A 16915-nucleotide genomic window follows, 5' to 3' on the forward strand; every position below is an offset into this window, starting at 1 on the left:
GGCGAAAAGCCGTGACGCCTCTCGTGTACAGGCCTTAAGTTAGAGCAAAGACCCTAAACAGAACAGGAACATGCCGTGATCGACTCCGACGGTTTCAGACCCAATGTCGGAATCATTCTGGCCAACCCCCAAGGGGAGGTGCTTTGGGCACGCCGAATCGGCCAGGACGCGTGGCAGTTCCCCCAAGGGGGCATTAACGACCGCGAATCTCCGGAAGAGGCTCTGTTCAGAGAGCTGGGCGAAGAAGTGGGTTTGAGCATCAACGATGTGAAAATCATCGCTTGTACCCGGGGATGGCTGCGTTATCGACTACCGCGCAGAATGGTTCGACAGCACTCACACCCGGTGTGCGTGGGTCAAAAGCAAAAGTGGTTTCTGCTGGAAATGTTGTGCCCGGACGACAGGGTCTGCATGGACAGAACCAGCTCGCCTGAATTCGATGGTTGGCAGTGGGTCAGCTATTGGTATCCGCTCGGGCAGGTCGTTTCGTTCAAGCGGGACGTCTACAGAAAGGCCTTGCGCGAACTGGCTCCGCGGCTGCTGCCGATGCAGGAGCCTGCCAGTAAGCACCGTAAGGAACAGCAAGTCTCCCGCCGGCGCCGACAGGAAAGACCCGAATGCTGAGCACGCTGCGTACCATTATTCAGGAAGTCAACGGCGCAAGGGACCTGCCGGAATCCCTCGACATTATCGTTTCGCGGGTGCAGGAGGCTATGAACACCGAGGTTTGCTCGGTCTATCTCCTCGACCCTGAAACCAACCGTTATTACCTGATGGCGACCGAGGGGCTGCACAAATCGTCGGTCGGCAAGGTCAGCCTTGCACATTCTGAAGGGCTGATCGGTCTCGTCGGTAGTCGCGAGGAGCCCATTAATCTCGAAGATGCCCCCTCGCACCCGCGCTACCGCTATTTTCCCGAAACCGGCGAAGAGCGCTTCAAGTCCTTCCTCGGCGTGCCCATCATCCACCACCGGCGGGTTCTGGGCGTACTCGTCGTGCAGCAGCGTCAGAACAGCCGGTGCTTCGACGAAGGCGAAGAGGCTTTTCTGGTGACGGTTTCGGCCCAGCTGGCAGGTCTCATTGCTCATAGCGAAGCGACAGGGGCCATCGGCGGTCTGTCGCTGACTGGTGGCGCGGCGAGAGACGTCAGCTTTCGCGGTGTCGCCGGGTCACCGGGCGTCGCCATAGGGCAGGGCGTTGTGGTTTATCCGCCAGCCGATCTGGATGCGGTCCCGGACAAACTTTGCGAAAACATCGATGACGAACTGGCCCGGTTTGATGCTGCTGTAGCGGCCGTGCGGGAAGACATCAACGCCGTTGGTGAGCGGCTGGCCGCTCAGCTCCGGCCCGAAGAGCAGGCCCTTTTCGACGTCTATCTGCGAATGCTCGACGGGAACGCCCTGCCCGGCGAGGTATGTCTGCGTATCAAAGAGGGCAAATGGGCGCCGGGGGCGTTGCGCGAGGTCGTTCATCAGTATGTGCGCCATTTTGAAATGATGGGTGATCACTATCTGCGCGAACGGGCGGTCGACATCAAGGATCTGGGACGACGCGTGCTTTCGCATCTGCAGGAAGGTGAAGCACAAACCATCGAATACCCGCAAAACACCATTCTCGTCAGCGAAGAGCTGACGGCGACCATGCTTGGGGAGGTTGAGCGTGGATGCCTGGCCGGGCTCGTTTCGGTGCGCGGCTCCAGCAATTCCCACGTCGCTATACTGGCCCGTGCCATGGGCGTCCCGACGGTGATGGGTATGGTCGATGTGCCCGTCAATCAGCTAGACGGGCGTGAGTTGATCGTCGACGGATACGACGGCAAGGTCTACGCCTCTCCTTCTGCCGAGCTTCGGACATTCTTCGAAAGCATTTGTGAAGAAGAGGAAGAGCTGGTTCGCGGACTCGAGGAGCTCAAGGACAAACCCTGCGAGACACCGGATGGCCACCGTATCAAACTGATGGTTAATACCGGTCTCATGACCGACGTCGTCAGATCGCTGAGTCATGGCGCAGAGGGGATTGGCCTCTACCGCACCGAAGTGCCTTTCATGATCAACGAACGGTTTCCGTCCGAGCAGGAACAGCGGGCGTATTACCGGGAGCAGCTGGAGGCCTTCGCCCCCAATGAAGTAACCATGCGCACCCTGGACATTGGCGGCGACAAGTCGCTGCCCTATTTTCCCATTGCTGAGGAAAACCCTTTTCTCGGCTGGCGCGGCATAAGGGTGACCCTGGACCATCCAGAGATTTTCCTGGTGCAGGTGCGGGCCATGCTGAAGGCCAGCCAGGGGCTGAATAATCTACGTATCATGTTGCCAATGATCAGTAATGTGTCCGAGGTGGAAGAAGCCTTGCACCTGATCTATCGTGTTTACCATGAGGTGCGGGAGGAAAACTTCGACGTGGTCATGCCCAAGGTTGGCGTGATGATCGAGGTTCCTGCGGCGGTGTATCAGGTGCGCGAGCTTGCAGATCGGGTCGACTTTTTGTCGGTCGGCTCGAACGATCTCACACAGTATCTGCTGGCGGTCGATCGTAATAATCCACGGGTCGCATCCCTGTATCACTCCTACCATCCTGCAGTGCTCCAGGCGCTGTACCGCATCGCACAGGACGCTCACCAGGTCGGCAAGCCTGTCAGTATCTGCGGCGAAATGGCGGGTGACCCGGGCGGGGCGCTGCTACTGATGGCTATGGGTTACGACACGCTTTCAATGAATGCCGCCAGCTTGCCCAAAGTTAAGTCGGTTATCCGTAGCGTTCCCCTGAGCTGGGCCCGTAAATTGCTGGAAGACGTGATGTTCCTCGACTCTCCCCATGTGGTTAAGAGTTGCGTCGAGCTCGCGCTCAAGAGCGAGGGTTTTGGCCGCTACCTGCGACCAGAACACGTGCTGCCCGTTGACCGCGGGTCGGCTAGTGCCTGAACGTCTGTATCGCTTTAAGCGGAAGTAGGGTGAATGCTCTAATCCCTACCGTTAACTTGGTGGGGTTGAAGGCGCACCGCTGTCGGCGGCGTGTCACAAGGGCAGGGCGATTCTCTGCCCTTTGCAAGGACAAATCGGCCGCATTTGGGCGGCTATCACGAACTCTGGGACGGCTTGCCTATGGTTGTCAAAAAGCAAGACGATAAAAGCGCCAAACCGAGGATCGGTCTGGCACTGGGCGGTGGCGGACCGTTGGGCGGCATTTACGAGATCGGGGCGGTGCGCGCGCTGGACGAGGCGCTTGAAGGCGTCGACCTGAACGACCTGTATGTCTATGTAGGTGTCAGTGCCGGCGCTTTTGTGGCAGCGAATCTGGCCAACCAGATGACCACGGCCCAACTCTGCAGGATTTTCGTCAAGAACGAAGCTGAGGTTCATCCGTTCCATCCCCAGGTGTTCTACCGTCCCGCGGTGCGTGAGTACGCGCGCCGCGCAATGGCAGTACCAGGGCTGGTCTGGGAGGCGCTCGGGCGCTTTGCCAATAACCCCTACGATCAGAATCTGCTGGAAGCCATGACGATACTGGCTCAGGCGGTACCTGCGGGGTTGTTCGACAACGAAGGCCTGCATGAATACCTCCAGCGTGCGTTCAGTATGCTGGGCCGCACGAATGACTTCAGGCAGCTACGTCGACGGCTCTACATTATTGCTGCTGACCTGGAGAGCAGCGAAGCGGTCCGCTTCGGTTCTCCAGGGTTCGATCATGTACCGATTTCCCGGGCTGTACAGGCGAGCATTGCGTCACCGGCACTCTACATGCCTGTAGAGATTGACGGTCGTTATTACCTGGACGGAACGCTGAGAAAAGGCCTTCACGCCTCGGTGGCTATGGAAGACGGTGCTGATCTGGTGCTTGCGATAAACCCGTTGGTTCCGATCGACGCCAGTGCAGCGGTGAGGGCAGGCACCATGAAGCCCCGCAGTCTGCTCAACAATGGCATGCCCAACATTTTGTCGCAGACCTTCCGCACGATGATCTACTCGCGCATGCAGTCGGGTATTGCCCAGTATGAGCGGGAATATCCAGGCAAGGAGATTATCGTGTTCGAGCCGACCCGCGACGACGCCAAGCTGTTCTTCTCCAACATGTTCAGCTTCCAGTCCCGCCGGATGGTCTGTGAACACGCTTACCAGATGACCCGGCGGGAACTGCTGCGGCGGGCTGATGAGCTGGAAGAGCGTTTGGGACCCTACGGGATCAAGCTGAGACGGGACTATCTTGAGGACGAGCAGCGCACCATCAGCACCAGCCTGTACGGCGAAATGCTTCCGCTCTATGTGGCCCGCGAGCGCTACCAGCGCAAGCCCTGGCGAAAGCTGAGTTCGGGTATCGAGAACGTGTCGGATTTCATCCAGAACGCCCGGTCCATCCTTTAGGCCGTTCTATTCCGGTTGCCCAGCTCCATATGCGCGTGGTGCGGTAAGCTACCCTGGTGGTTGTGCTGGCGCGCTGCGGAGGCCAGGGGCTACTTGGCGGGATAAGGTTGAGGTGAGCCGGAAGCTGCAGGACGCCGGGACTGTCCCGCAGCCTCAAGACGCTTCAAATAGTGCTCCCAGCGCTGCTCTTGCTCTCTGGCCAGGACTTTCAGATATTCCCACGTAAACAACCCTGAGTCGTGGCCGTCATCAAAGCCAAGCTTGAGCGCATAATTGCCCACCGCCTCAGCACCAGTAACCTGAACGTCAGCCTTGCCGGCTACCAGGTAGCCTTCGCCGCCGCCATGGCCCCGTACTTCAGCTGAGGGGGAATAGACCCGCAGATACTCGAACGGGAGCGATACCGTAGTGGCATCGGCGTACTGCAGCTCGAGGCAGCGGGACGCCCGCCGTATCCTGATCGCACCAGGAACCTTGTCTCTAGTCATATTGCCGCACTCCGGAAGCTGGACGTTGGCGCCAGGAATCACCGCCAGGGGGCAGGCATGGCGGGCGGGACAAACGCTGTTTTATTGCGTCGTGTCCCGCTGCTGACTTCCCGCTATCAGAGAATATATCGCGAAAGGTCTTCATCCTCAGCCAGGCTACCGAGCCTCTCGTCCACGTACTCAGCTGTAACTGTAAAGGTGTCTCTCGTGGTATCGCCGGCGGTGAAGGATATTTCTTCCAGGAGTCGCTCCAGAACTGTATGCAGGCGGCGAGCGCCTATGTTCTCCGTAGTCTCGTTGACCTTCCACGCAATTTCCGCGATTCGGCTGATAGCGTCCGGTGCAAAGTCGAGCTTAAGGTTCTCGGCTCCCATCAACGCCTCATACTGCTGCACCAGCGACGCATTCGGTTCGGTCAGGATCCGTTTGAAGTCGTCCGGCGACAGCGCTTTCAGCTCAACACGAATAGGCAGCCGGCCCTGTAGCTCGGGAATAAGGTCCGAAGGCTTGGCCAGATGGAACGCGCCTGATGCGATAAACAGGATATGGTCGGTTTTGATCATGCCGAACTTGGTATTGATGGTGCTGCCTTCGATCAGGGGCAACAAATCACGCTGTACCCCTTCCCGGGAGACATCGCCCGAGCCTTGCTCAGAGCGCTTGCAGACCTTGTCGATCTCGTCGATGAAAACAATGCCGTTCTGCTCGACAGAACGGAGCGCTTTCTGCTTGATTTCCTCGTCATTGATCAGCTTGGCTGCTTCCTCGTCGCGAGCCTGCTCAAGCGCATCGGCGACCCGAAGCTTGCGGCTCTTGCGCCGGTCGGATGACATGCTGGAGAACATGCTCTGCAGCTGACTGGTCATTTCTTCCATGCCCGGTGGTGCCATGATTTCCACCCCGGCAGGGCTGCTGCGCAGTTCGATCTCTATCTCCTTGTCATCCAGCTCGCCCTCGCGCAGCTTCTTGCGGAACAGCTGCCGCGTCGATGAATCAGTGCCGGTCGCGTTGCGCTCTTCCGACGAAGATCCGCGGGCCGGCGGAAGGAGTGCATCAAGGATGCGCTCTTCGGCCGCGTCCAGCGCCCGGTCCCGCACCCGGTGCATTTCTTTTTCCCGAACCAGCTTGATCGCCATATCGGCAAGATCGCGGATGATGGACTCAACGTCACGGCCGACGTAGCCCACTTCGGTGAATTTTGTCGCTTCCACCTTGATAAAAGGCGCGTCGGCCAATTTGGCAAGGCGCCGGGCAATTTCCGTTTTACCAACGCCGGTGGGGCCGATCATCAGTATGTTCTTGGGCGTTACTTCATCGCGGAGGTTGTCTTCCAGCTGCATCCGGCGCCAGCGGTTGCGCAGTGCAATGGCTACCGCTCGCTTGGCTTCATCCTGGCCTATGATATGCCGGTTCAGTTCGTCGACGATTTCGCGGGGGGTCATGGAGGACATGCAAGCTCCTGGGGAATATTGGGCCTTCATCGTCTAAGTCTGAGACGGAGTCGATGAAGCGGAACAAAAACGGCTGAGTACAGGATGACCGGTTGAGCCTGGGCTCAGTCGTCGCCCTTCAGCGTTTCGATGGTCCGGTTGTGGTTGGTGTAGATGCAGATATCGCCGGCTATATCGAGCCCCTTCTCAACAATCTCGGTGGCGCTGAGGTTTGTATTCTCGAGTAGAGCACGGGCCGAAGCCTGGGCAAACGGACCGCCGGATCCGATGGCTATCAGGCTCTCCTCTGGCTCAATGACGTCACCGTTACCGGTTATAACCAGAGAAGTGGTCTTGTCTGCGACGGCCAGCAGAGCCTCAAGTCGGCGTAGCGCGCGGTCGGTACGCCAGTCTTTGGCAAGTTCGACTGCGGCTCGAGTGAGATTGCCCTGGTGCTTCTCGAGTTGTGCCTCGAAGCGCTCAAACAGCGTAAAGGCGTCAGCGGTACCGCCAGCAAAACCGGCCAGAACCTTGCCGTTATAGATACGGCGTACCTTGCGGGCGTTTCCTTTCATGACGGTGTTGCCCAAGGAAACCTGGCCATCGCCGCCCATGGCCACTTCGTCGCCACGGCGAACGGAAAGAATGGTGGTCATTTTAAATCCCCGCATCCATTTGGTATCGAAAGCAGGGATATGATGGCGACGGCACGGCAATTCAAGGGGCGTTTTGTTGATCGGGCGTCGACCTTGCGATCTTGACGTCGATGTCAGGGTGTTGCGGTCTCGAGCGCTTTCTTGCGGACCAAAGGCTGAATATTGATGGCGACCAGGCGATCGATGACGCTGTTCATGGTGCTGCGCGACTGGTAAGGACCGACTTGAACCCGGTACCAGGTGTCCCCGGAGTCCAGGTTTACCTGGCTGACATCCGCCCGCAGGCCCTGAAAGCCGATTTGGGCTTTCTGTCGCTGGGCATCGCCCATGGTCCGGAACGAGCCGGTCTGGAGGACATACTCGAACTTCTGCCGCTGGCCCTTACCGGTGTTGTAGGCTTCAACCTCGGGCGGCACCACTTCCGACTTGGGAAGCATCTCGTAGAACCGGTACTCCGGCTCCCGTGGTGTCGGCTTGGTTGCTGGTGGCGCAGGCTTTACGAGTTCCACCGGCGGCTGATACGAGGCAGTGTTGCGGGAAGTCTCGGGTGGAACAGCGTTAAGGTAGACTACAAAGCCGACGAAGGCGCTGGTTACCGCAACAACTGTCAGCCACTGCCAGGTGCTCGGCCCTGATGGCGGCGGCGCCGAACGCTTGTTGGCCGCAGGCCTGGACCGGCCAGAACTGGCAGGCCGGGTACGGCTTTTTTTTGCATAATCACGAGTCATAGACAGTACGGGTTCATAAACTACGGGTGAGAAGGCGTTCCATTACATACTTTGCGGCGCTGATACGCCCAACAGCCCAAGTCCGTTGGCGATTACCTGCTGAACCGCAAGGCTGAGCATGACACGCGCATCGCGTAGCGCGGGGTCGTCACCCAAAACCTTGTGAGAGTTATAGTAGGTATGGAACTGCCCCGCCAGTTCTCGCAGGTAATGAGTAAGCTGGTGAGGCTCGAGTTGTTCTGCTGCGGCAAGGACAACCTCGGGGTAAAGCGCCATGCGATTAGCCAGGTCGCGCTCCTCTTCAAGTTCGAGGCGAGCCAGCTGAGCGAGTCCCCGCTGGGCATCAGCCGCCACGCCGTCTGAGGTCAGTTTGGCCAGCATGCTGCAGATTCGGGCGTGCGCATATTGAATGTAATAGACCGGGTTGTCCTTGCTCTGCGACTTGGCCAGATCCAGGTCGAAGTCCATATGCTGCTCGGCCTTGCGGGTGACGTAAAAGAAGCGGGCCGCATCGTTGCCGACCTCGTCGCGCAGCTCGCGCAGCGTAACGAATGACCCGCTACGCGTAGACATCTGCAGCCGCTCGCCGCCCCGGTAGAGAATCGCGAACTGGACCAGCTGAACCTGTAAATCATCCGCATTCAACCCCATCGCCGTGAGCGACGCCTTCACCCGGGTGATGTAGCCGTGGTGGTCTGCGCCCCAGATGTTGATCACTTTCCTGTAGCCGCGTTCGAATTTGTTGAGGTGATAGGCGATGTCTGAAGCGAAGTAGGTGGTCTCGCCGTTCTCGCGGCGAATCACGCGGTCTTTGTCGTCACCGAAGTTCGTGGAACGGAACCAGAGAGCGCCCTCTTTCTCGTAGAGGTGGCCGTTGTCACTGAGCCGCTTGATGGCCTTTTCAACGTCATCCTTGAGCGTGCGCTCGGAAAACCAGCGTTGGTAGTGAACGCCGAACTCCCCCAGGTCTTCCCGAATGTCAGCAAGAATGGCGTTGAGCCCCTGGGCGAAGACCTGTTCGTAGTCTGAGTCGCCCAGAAGTGACTTGCACCGAGCAATCAGCGCATCGACGTGCAGCTCCTTGTCGCCGCCTGCCGGCTCATCCGGCGTAATGTCGGCAAATATCGCTGAGGCGGGATGGCGGAAGCGCTCACCAACCTCGGCTCTCAGCTGAGCCGCGATATCGTTGATGTACTCGCCTTTGTAGCCATTGCTCGGGAACACAAGGGTTTCGCCGCAGAGCGTCAGGTAACGCAGCCACACACTGACCGCCAGGATGCTCATCTGACGGCCGGCATCGTTGACGTAGTACTCGCGCTGAACGGCGTATCCCACGGCCTCCAGCAGGTCGGCGACGGTTGCACCGTAGGCTGCGCCGCGGCCGTGGCCGACGTGGAGTGGTCCGGTCGGGTTGGCAGACACAAACTCTACCTGCACGGGCTTGCCTTCGCCCACGTTGCTGCGCCCGTAATCCTCGCCCTCGGTGAGGATGGTTTCCAATATCGCCAGACTGGTCGCGTCGCTAATGAAAAAATTGATAAAACCGGGCCCGGCAATCTCAACCCGGGTGATGGCCGGGTCCATTGGCAGTGCTTCTATCACTGCTTCAGCAATCTGCCGGGGCGGCTTTCGGGCGGCCTTGGCGGAAACCATCGCAACGTTACAGGCGAAGTCGCCATGGGCTTTGTCCCGCGTGTTCTCAATCACAACCGGTGGCGAGAAATCAGCGGGAAGCGTGCCGGAGGCTTTAAGGCTGCTCAGGGCCTGTTCAACGAGCTGCGCAATGGTTTCTTTCATACTGAAGGCGGACTCTATGGGTGCATGAGGGCGGGCCGGCATTTAGCCTGCTAAAGGAGCCTTGGCGTAGGCCGGGCTTACAGGGGGCCGGTGACAGACCGCGTATTATCCCGGAACTCGATCACTGACTCAATGGAACTCAGGAGCTCGGGACCGAGGACGTATGCAGGCGTGTTTCAGGAGACCTGTTCCGCCGCAATTGAGCACCCGACTTCCCGGTGAGTCGAAATGTAAACAAACTACCCTGGACCCGTTAATCAAGCTCCTGCGGGTCCACGTCGATAAGCCAGCGCTCGTTATGGCTGAATCGGCACTGTTCCAGCCAGCGAGTCAGCGCATTGGCTGCCCGTTGAAGTGCACGCCGATTATCGGCCTGGAGGATCAGGTAGGCCCGGTGCCGGTTGGCTTTGCGGGCTATGGCAGCAGGGAATGGCCCCAGCAGGAGTACATCCGGAATCTGATCCCTCCATTGTTCCAGTTGCCCGCGGGTGGCCACCAGGCGGTCGATGCTCAGTTCCATGCTGGGGCTTTCAAACCGCAGGGCGATCTGGGCACTGCATGGCGGTAGCAGGGCGTCCTCCCGTTCCTGAAGCAGGCTTCGGGCGAGAGTCAGATAATCGTTCTGGCAAAGCTGCTGGAGGAGCGGGTGGTCGGCGTGACATGTCTGTATCAGAACCCGGCCTGGCTGTTCGCCGCGACCGGCTCTTCCGGCAACCTGGGTAACGGTCTGCGCCAGTTGTTCGGGACCGCGAAAGTCGCTGCTGAATAGGCCGCCGTCGGCGTTGAGAACACCGACCAGGGTGACGTTGGGAAAGTCATGGCCCTTGGTCAGCATCTGCGTTCCGACCAGCACGCAGGGTTTGCCCTCGTGAATCGCGGCCAACATGCCGTCAAGGCTGCCTTTCTTTCGCGTGGAATCACGGTCTATACGGATGATCGGATAGTCAGGCAGGGCCTGGGTAAGGACATCCTCGGTCTTTTCCGTACCTTCGCCCACGGGGTTAAGGTTCTCGCCGCCGCATTTGTCACAGCGTTTCGGCACGGGTCGCTGAAAATCACAATGGTGGCAGCGCATGCGGTTCTCGCGGCGGTGCAGGGTCAGGCGAGTGTCACAGTTTCGGCACTCAAGCAGGTGCCCGCAGTCATAGCACATCAGCACCGGCGCGTAGCCGCGCCGATTGATAAATAGAAGTACCTGTTGACCCAGGGCCAGCGTGCTTTCGATGGCTTGCATCAGTGGCGGTGACACGCCGCCGACCAACGGCCGGCTCCGGATATCTACTAGCTGCAGGCTGGGCAGCGTGCCTTTGCCAGCGCGTTGCGCCAGAGAGTGAAGTCGGTAATCCCGTGCCTCGACGTTGTGCAGTGACTCCAGCGAAGGTGTTGCCGAGCCCAGCAGGACCGGGCAATTCGCCTGGCGTGCGGCGACGAGGGACAGGTCACGAGCGGAATAGCGAAACCCGTCGTTCTGTTTATAGGCGCCGTCGTGTTCTTCATCCACAACCACTGCCTTCAGGCGGCTGAACGGAAGGAGTACGCCGGAGCGGGTACTGACCAGGATAACAGGCTCGCCCGACTGCACCTGCAGCCATGTGCGCAAGCGCTCGGTGTCAGTCAGTGCAGAGTGCCAGAGTGCTACCCGAGCTCCAAAATGACGCACAAAGCGGGCAACTGTCTGCGGAGTCAGGTTGATTTCGGGCACCAGAACCAGCGCCTGCCCATCGGCCGGCAGGCTTTGCCGGAGCCAGTGCATGTAGACCTCGGTCTTGCCGCTACCGGTGATGCCATGGATCAGGTGAACCGCAAAGGCATCGCAAGAAACGGGCAGTCCGTCGAGGACGCTCTGCTGGGCTGCATTTGGTGCGGGCAGGGACTGGAGGACGGCAGACTTCTCTGTCGCCTGGCCCAGAGTCCTTTCATGCCGGGCCAGGAACCCACGCTCCGCAAGGCCTCGGATAACCTGAGGAGTAAAGCCTGCTGCAGTCAGAGTCCCGTTCGCATGCTCACCTGGCTGCTCGGCAAACCAGCGCAAGAGGTCGTGCTGCCGTTTGGCGCGCTTGGGCAGCGTGTCGGCCACCGCTTCAGCATTACGCGTCCACGTCGTTTCCGTAGGCATCTCGGCGGCCTTGCCCTGCCGAAGCGGTGGCGGTAGCGCGGCCCAGAAGCACTCACCAGGCGGGTGCTGGTAGTAGCGGGCAGCCCAGTCGATGAGCGTGAGGGACGAGACGGGGAATAGTGGCGAACGGTCCAGCAGCGCAGAGATGGGCCGAAGTTTGATATCGGGGGGATCCGGCGGGTTGACCGCGACGATTACACCCACCAGCGTCTGCCGGCCGAAGAAGACCCTGACCCGTTGTCCCGGCATGACCTCGTCGGCGCTGCTGAAGGTATAGTCGAAAAACTGCCTGACCGGACGCGGCAGGGCAACGCGTAATATTTGAGGCGTCTTTTTGCTGGGGTCTGACGACGGCTGCGCGGGGTGATCCAACAAGTGCTCCTGGGAGGCAATACGATGGTGTCGGGAGGAGAGACGCGGTGGAATACACCTACTTCACTTGCGTCCGGGATGCAATCTGATAGACTTCTGCGTCCATTTGAGCAGTGCATGATTGTGCATTGCTTTAGCGATTGATTCAAATGCGGTGCCCGGCAGCGATTCAATAACTGATCGGGTGGCGGCATTGCCTGAAAATGAGGTCTGCCATGAAAGAAGGTATTCATCCCAAGTACAGCGAGATGGTCGCAACCTGCAGTTGCGGCAATGTCGTCAAGACCCGCTCGACCCTGGGCAAGGACATCCAGCTGGACGTCTGCTCGGCTTGTCATCCGTTCTATACCGGCAAGCAGAAAGTGATGGACACCGGTGGTCGTATCGATCGCTTCAACAAGCGTTTCGGAAGCCGGATTGGCCGCAAGGCCGAGTGATAGCCTTCTGGTTGTGACTTCCTGAAAAACGCCAGCCTTTGTGCTGGCGTTTTTTTGTTGCTTGTATCGATGACCTGGGCGCACTTGTGCTGGCTTTAGCAAACACGCGATAATGTCGCGCGCCTCGGGTGCTGCCTGATGGCTTTAAAGGCCATTGGCGGGCTCAATCGTGAGGGCAAGCAGAACAACAGGCAGGCATCAAACTGTCGATTTCATGGTGTATGTCAGCGGAGTACACAGCTCATCTAGCTCATCGCTGATTGCCCGAAGCTCTCCTCTCTTCTCAATGAAAACGGAAAAGGCAATGTCTGAAGACTTCAAGCAAGCAGCACTGGATTACCATGCCCATCCGCGTCCTGGCAAAATCAGTGTCGAAATAACCAAACCGACGCAAACGGCCCGTGACCTTTCCCTCGCCTACAGTCCCGGTGTTGCCGAGCCCGTGCGCGAAATCGCCAAAGACCCGGAAAACGCCTACCGCTACACCGCGAAAGGTAACCTGGTAGCTGTAATTTCCGATGGCACCGCCATTCTTGGTCTGGGCAACCTGGGGCCGCTGGCCAGCAAGCCGGTCATGGAAGGTAAAGGCGTGCTGTTCAAGCGCTTCGCCGGTATTGACGTGTTCGACATTGAAGTCAACTCAAAAACCCCCCAGGAATTCATCGAGACGGTAGCGCGCATCGCCGATACTTTCGGCGGTATCAACCTGGAAGACATTAAAGCGCCTGAGTGTTTCGAGATCGAGCAGGCCCTTATTGAGCAATGCCAGGTGCCGATCTTCCACGACGATCAGCATGGTACGGCTATCGTTACGGCAGCCGGTATGCTGAACGCACTGGAGCTTCAGGGTAAGCGCATCGAAGATGCAAAAATTGCCTGCATGGGCGCTGGCGCTGCTGCCATTGCCTGTATGAAACTGCTGATCAGCTGCGGCGCCCGCGCCGAGAATATCTTCATGCTCGACCGTAAAGGTGTGATTCACTCCGGTCGTGATGATCTCAACGAATACAAAGCGATGTTTGCGACCGAGACTGACCGACGCACACCGCTGGATGCCTGCAGAGATGCCGACGTGTTTGTAGGGCTTTCCGGGCCAGACCTCTTCACGCCCGAAATGCTGAAGTCCATGGCGCCCAACCCTATTATTTTCGCGTGTTCCAATCCGGACCCGGAAATTAAGCCCGAACTGGCCCTGGCGACGCGTGACGATATTATTATGGCGACGGGTCGCTCTGACTACCCGAACCAGGTCAACAACGTGCTGGGCTTCCCGTTCATCTTCCGCGGTGCGCTCGATGTTCGTGCTCGTGAAATTAACGAAGAGATGAAAGTGGCTGCGGTACACGCCATAAAGGACCTGGCAAAAGAGCCGGTGCCCCAGGAGATATGTGACGCGTACGGCGTCGACAAACTGGAGTTTGGCAAGGAATACATTATTCCCAAGCCGCTTGATGCGCGTCTGCTTGAATTCGTGCCGGCAGCTGTAGCGCGTGCCGCTGTGGATAGTGGCGCTGCAACACGTCCTTATCCTGAACACTACCCACTGACGTCGATGGACAAGATTCGTTAGCGGTAGGTTGTAGCATAAAAAACCCGCCTCCCATTTTCGTGGAAGGCGGGTTTTTTTATGGCTCGGTTTAAAGGTTGGGACCGCAGGCGTTCAGAGGCGGTTCACCAAGCAGGCTGGGCGCGTTTCGCCGCGGGTCAACGGCATCAGAACAGCTCCTGGGCAGAGACATCGTCATCGCTGGCGTCCTCCGCTCCTCCTGCGGTTGACGTGGCAACTTCCTGCGGCGCGTTTTCCTCCCGAAATATCTCAAAGATGGCATCGTTTGCGCCAGGGGCAGCACGTTTACCGGTCTCAGGATCTATCTTGACCGTTACGATGCCAGGTGGCTGAGGCATTTTCGACTCCGGTTGGCCCTCGAGGGCGACTCGCATGAACTCGAGCCACACGGGCAAGGCTGCCGTTGCACCATACTCAGCGCGACCAAGAGGCTCTGGCTGGTCGAATCCCACCCAGGCAACGGTCGCTAAGTCATGATTGAAACCAGCGAACCAGGCATCACGCTGGTCGTTTGTGGTACCCGTCTTGCCAGCGATGTCGCTCCTTCCCAGTGCCCGTGCACGGCGACCGGTGCCTCGCTGAACAACGTCCTGCAGCATTGAATGCATGATGTAAACCGAGCGCTCATCGGCAACTCGAGGTGCATCAACTTCGGTTTCAGTGACTTCAACCTCAAGCGGCACAGGCTTCAAGCCCGGATTGGGCGGTGCCTGACTGATCGCCTGGAGCTCTTTGCCGGCAGTCGTGTTCGCCTGGTCGCATTCATCGCACAGTCTTACCTGGGGCGCCTGGTAGACGAGCGACCCGGTACCCTGCTCGATACGCTCAATGAGGTAGGGCTCGACCTGATATCCGCCATTGGCCAGCATCGCATAGCCTGTTGCGACTTCCAGCGGCGTCAGTGTTCCACTTCCCAGCGCGAGAGACAGGTCGCGCGGCAAACTACGGGTGTCGATGCCGATTTTGGCCAGGTAGTCGTGCACGTTGTTGATGCCCGTCTTCTTCAAAAGCCGGATCGACACCAGGTTCCTGGAGAGGTATAGGGCCTTCCGCAACCGGGTCGGGCCATAAAACTGTCCGCTGGAATTCTGCGGACGCCAGAGTGTTTCCAGGTCGCTGTCGTCATAGACGATGGGTGCGTCGTTGATGATGCTCGCTGGCGTTTCCCCATTCTCCAGGGCAGCCAGGTATACGAAGGGCTTGAAAGCTGAACCTGGCTGGCGGCGGGCGAGAGTCACGCGATTGAAGTTGCTCTCGTAGAAGCTGTAACCGCCTACCATAGCCTGGACAGCGCCGGTTTTGGCGGCCAGTGATACCAGCGCACCTTCTATCTCGGGAACCTGGACGAGCTCGGCCACGAGTGGAGCATCATCAGCTTTTTCCTCCGGCGTGGCTTCTACGGCGGGCGCCTCTGTTGTAGCTTCGACCTCCGGGTTTTCCAGTTCCGCAATTTCCTCAACAGGCTTATCTTTCAAACGCACCCGGATGACATCACCCAGGGTCAGTACATCAGCCGGACTTTTCGGGGACGGCCCCATGCGGTCTTCACTGATATAGGGGCGTGCCCACTGCAGGTCCTCCTGGCTGATCCGAACCTTATTTCCGGATGCAATCAGCGCGGTTGCCGTATCCTCTGAAAGCTGCGTTACAACCGCGGGAACCATGTCCGCGATCACAGGCAGCCGTTGCAGGCGGGTTGCAAGTTCGGCCGGCTCGGCCGTCTTGTCCAGGTCCCATTTGTCCAGGGGGCCGCGGTAGCCATGGCGTCGGTCGTAAGCTTCGAGGCCGCTGCGCAAGGCAGCGTTTGCGGCAGCCTGCAACTCGCTATGGACAGTGGTGTAGACGTTATAGCCATCAGTATAGGCGGCGTCACCCACGCGGTTGAGAAGATCGGCCCGGGCCATCTCTGCTATGTAAGGAGCGCTGATGGCGCTTTTCGGCCCGTGATAGGTAGCTGTGATCGGGTCACCTATGGCGGTTTCGTAGGCTGCCTGGTCAATAGAACCGAGTTCTCGCATTCGGCCAAGAATCCAGTCGCGTCGGGCCTGAGCGCGCTCCGGGTTCGCCAGAGGATTGTAAGCGGAAGGCGCTTTCGGCAAGCCGGCGATCATGGCCATCTGGGCGAGGGTCAGGTCCGAAACAGAGCGGCCATAGTAGACCTGAGCAGCTGCCTCGATGCCGTAGGCCCGGTTGCCCAGGTAGATCTTGTTCAGGTAAAGCTCGAGTATCGTGTCCTTGTCCAGCTCCTGCTCGATCTGCAGGGCCAACAATATCTCGTTGAACTTGCGCAAAAATGTTCTTTCACGTGACAAAAAGAAGTTTTTCGCAACCTGCATGGTGATGGTGCTTCCGCCGGACTGAATACTGCCGGTGGATGCCAGCTCAAGGGCAGCGCGACTCAGACCACGAACATCAACGCCCTGGTGTCGATAAAAGCGACTGTCTTCCGCGGCAAGGAACGCCATTATCTGCTGTTGCGGAACCTGTTCTATGGCGACAGGCGTCCTTCTCTTTTCACCAAACTCTGCTATTAATTTATTGTCACTTGAATAGACGCGCAGCGGCGTCTGCAGGCGCACGTCACGAAGCTGATCGACGGGCGGCAGCGCTGGTTGAAGATACAGATAGAATGCAGAGGCTACCAATACGGCGCCCGCCGCTCCCATCAGAATGAGCCAGAAGAAAGCTTTGAAAATACTTGCAAATCGGGACATTTTTTCTGACAACCACGGGATCTATGTCTATGATTTAACGAGAGGCTCGTATGAGGGAGGGGGTAGGTACCCCGTCGTCGGCGTTTGACGATGCCATAGTGTAGTCGCTCCCGGAGACAAATTCTCTATACAGCTTGTTGAGATTTGTCCGAGCGACCTGTTGAGTTGTTAATTGAATTCGGCATTGCGCCGCAAACCAGAGAAAGGGCTTTTTGCCTAACACCTTTGTAAAAGACGTCTAAACTCCTTCCA

12 protein-coding genes are annotated in these 16915 nt (G+C 58.5%); 5 read left to right on the forward strand and 7 right to left on the reverse strand.

Annotation, left to right across the window (positions count from 1 at the left end; genetic code table 11):
* Positions 1 to 75 precede the first annotated feature (75 nt).
* From rppH to soil367_RS03395, 3 genes are all read left to right on the forward strand, one after another.
* Positions 76 to 624 carry an RNA pyrophosphohydrolase gene (gene rppH, locus soil367_RS03385; RefSeq protein WP_136546899.1) on the forward strand — a complete coding sequence of 183 codons (549 nt, stop codon included), beginning with the start codon at positions 76 to 78 and terminating at the stop codon, positions 622 to 624.
* Positions 618 to 2921 (forward strand): phosphoenolpyruvate--protein phosphotransferase, encoded by a 2304-nt coding sequence (gene ptsP / locus soil367_RS03390; RefSeq protein ID WP_136546901.1) that lies wholly within the window; start codon positions 618 to 620, stop codon positions 2919 to 2921. Before rppH ends, ptsP begins: the two co-directional genes overlap by 7 nt.
* A gap of 180 nt (positions 2922 to 3101) precedes the next feature.
* The gene (locus soil367_RS03395; protein WP_136546903.1) at positions 3102 to 4358 is read left to right on the forward strand and encodes a patatin-like phospholipase family protein; all 1257 of its coding nucleotides are present in this window, start codon (positions 3102 to 3104) and stop codon (positions 4356 to 4358) included.
* An 89-nt stretch (positions 4359 to 4447) separates the two neighbouring features.
* Here soil367_RS03395 and soil367_RS03400 read toward each other — a convergent pair whose 3' ends face one another.
* From soil367_RS03400 to soil367_RS03425, 6 genes are all read right to left on the reverse strand, one after another.
* The gene (locus tag soil367_RS03400; protein ID WP_136546905.1) at positions 4448 to 4846 is read right to left on the reverse strand and encodes a gamma-butyrobetaine hydroxylase family protein; all 399 of its coding nucleotides are present in this window, start codon (positions 4844 to 4846) and stop codon (positions 4448 to 4450) included.
* Positions 4847 to 4962: 116 nt separating this feature from the next.
* Positions 4963 to 6297, reverse strand: coding sequence for an ATP-dependent protease ATPase subunit HslU (hslU, locus tag soil367_RS03405; RefSeq protein WP_136546907.1), 1335 nt, complete (start codon positions 6295 to 6297; stop codon positions 4963 to 4965).
* Positions 6298 to 6401: 104 nt separating this feature from the next.
* Positions 6402 to 6932, reverse strand: a complete 531-nt coding sequence (gene hslV / locus soil367_RS03410) for an ATP-dependent protease subunit HslV (protein ID WP_136546909.1) — start codon at positions 6930 to 6932, stop codon at positions 6402 to 6404.
* Positions 6933 to 7045: 113 nt separating this feature from the next.
* Positions 7046 to 7660 carry an SPOR domain-containing protein gene (locus soil367_RS03415; RefSeq protein ID WP_136546911.1) on the reverse strand — a complete coding sequence of 205 codons (615 nt, stop codon included), beginning with the start codon at positions 7658 to 7660 and terminating at the stop codon, positions 7046 to 7048.
* A 42-nt stretch (positions 7661 to 7702) separates the two neighbouring features.
* The gene (gene argS / locus soil367_RS03420) at positions 7703 to 9457 is read right to left on the reverse strand and encodes an arginine--tRNA ligase (RefSeq protein WP_136546913.1); all 1755 of its coding nucleotides are present in this window, start codon (positions 9455 to 9457) and stop codon (positions 7703 to 7705) included.
* Positions 9458 to 9710: 253 nt separating this feature from the next.
* The gene (locus soil367_RS03425; protein WP_136546916.1) at positions 9711 to 11945 is read right to left on the reverse strand and encodes a primosomal protein N'; all 2235 of its coding nucleotides are present in this window, start codon (positions 11943 to 11945) and stop codon (positions 9711 to 9713) included.
* Positions 11946 to 12160: 215 nt separating this feature from the next.
* Here soil367_RS03425 and rpmE point away from each other — a divergent pair, with 215 nt between their 5' ends.
* Both rpmE and soil367_RS03435 read left to right on the forward strand, forming a co-directional pair.
* Positions 12161 to 12382 (forward strand): 50S ribosomal protein L31, encoded by a 222-nt coding sequence (gene rpmE / locus soil367_RS03430; protein WP_136546918.1) that lies wholly within the window; start codon positions 12161 to 12163, stop codon positions 12380 to 12382.
* Positions 12383 to 12686: 304 nt separating this feature from the next.
* Positions 12687 to 13952, forward strand: coding sequence for a malic enzyme-like NAD(P)-binding protein (locus tag soil367_RS03435; RefSeq protein ID WP_136546920.1), 1266 nt, complete (start codon positions 12687 to 12689; stop codon positions 13950 to 13952).
* A gap of 143 nt (positions 13953 to 14095) precedes the next feature.
* Here the strand turns inward: soil367_RS03435 and soil367_RS03440 are convergent, their stop codons facing one another.
* The gene (locus tag soil367_RS03440; protein WP_136546922.1) at positions 14096 to 16663 is read right to left on the reverse strand and encodes a penicillin-binding protein 1A; all 2568 of its coding nucleotides are present in this window, start codon (positions 16661 to 16663) and stop codon (positions 14096 to 14098) included.
* Between the last annotated feature and the right edge of the window lie 252 nt (positions 16664 to 16915).

The sequence above is a fragment of the Hydrocarboniclastica marina genome, assembly GCF_004851605.1.
In the GTDB taxonomy this organism is placed as follows: Bacteria; Pseudomonadota; Gammaproteobacteria; order Pseudomonadales; family Oleiphilaceae; genus Hydrocarboniclastica; species Hydrocarboniclastica marina.

Bases quoted from the DNA above. Each gene is read 5' to 3' on its own strand.
- ptsP (WP_136546901.1), top strand. From the start codon at position 618: ATGCTGAGCACGCTGCGTACCATTATTCAGGAAGTCAACGGCGCAAGG.
- soil367_RS03395 (WP_136546903.1), top strand. From the start codon at position 3,102: ATGGTTGTCAAAAAGCAAGACGATAAAAGCGCCAAACCGAGGATCGGT.
- soil367_RS03400 (WP_136546905.1), bottom strand. From the start codon at position 4,846: ATGACTAGAGACAAGGTTCCTGGTGCGATCAGGATACGGCGGGCGTCC.
- hslU (WP_136546907.1), bottom strand. From the start codon at position 6,297: ATGTCCTCCATGACCCCCCGCGAAATCGTCGACGAACTGAACCGGCAT.
- hslV (WP_136546909.1), bottom strand. From the start codon at position 6,932: ATGACCACCATTCTTTCCGTTCGCCGTGGCGACGAAGTGGCCATGGGC.
- soil367_RS03415 (WP_136546911.1), bottom strand. From the start codon at position 7,660: ATGACTCGTGATTATGCAAAAAAAAGCCGTACCCGGCCTGCCAGTTCT.
- argS (WP_136546913.1), bottom strand. From the start codon at position 9,457: ATGAAAGAAACCATTGCGCAGCTCGTTGAACAGGCCCTGAGCAGCCTT.
- rpmE (WP_136546918.1), top strand. From the start codon at position 12,161: ATGAAAGAAGGTATTCATCCCAAGTACAGCGAGATGGTCGCAACCTGC.
- soil367_RS03435 (WP_136546920.1), top strand. From the start codon at position 12,687: ATGTCTGAAGACTTCAAGCAAGCAGCACTGGATTACCATGCCCATCCG.
- soil367_RS03440 (WP_136546922.1), bottom strand. From the start codon at position 16,663: ATGTCCCGATTTGCAAGTATTTTCAAAGCTTTCTTCTGGCTCATTCTG.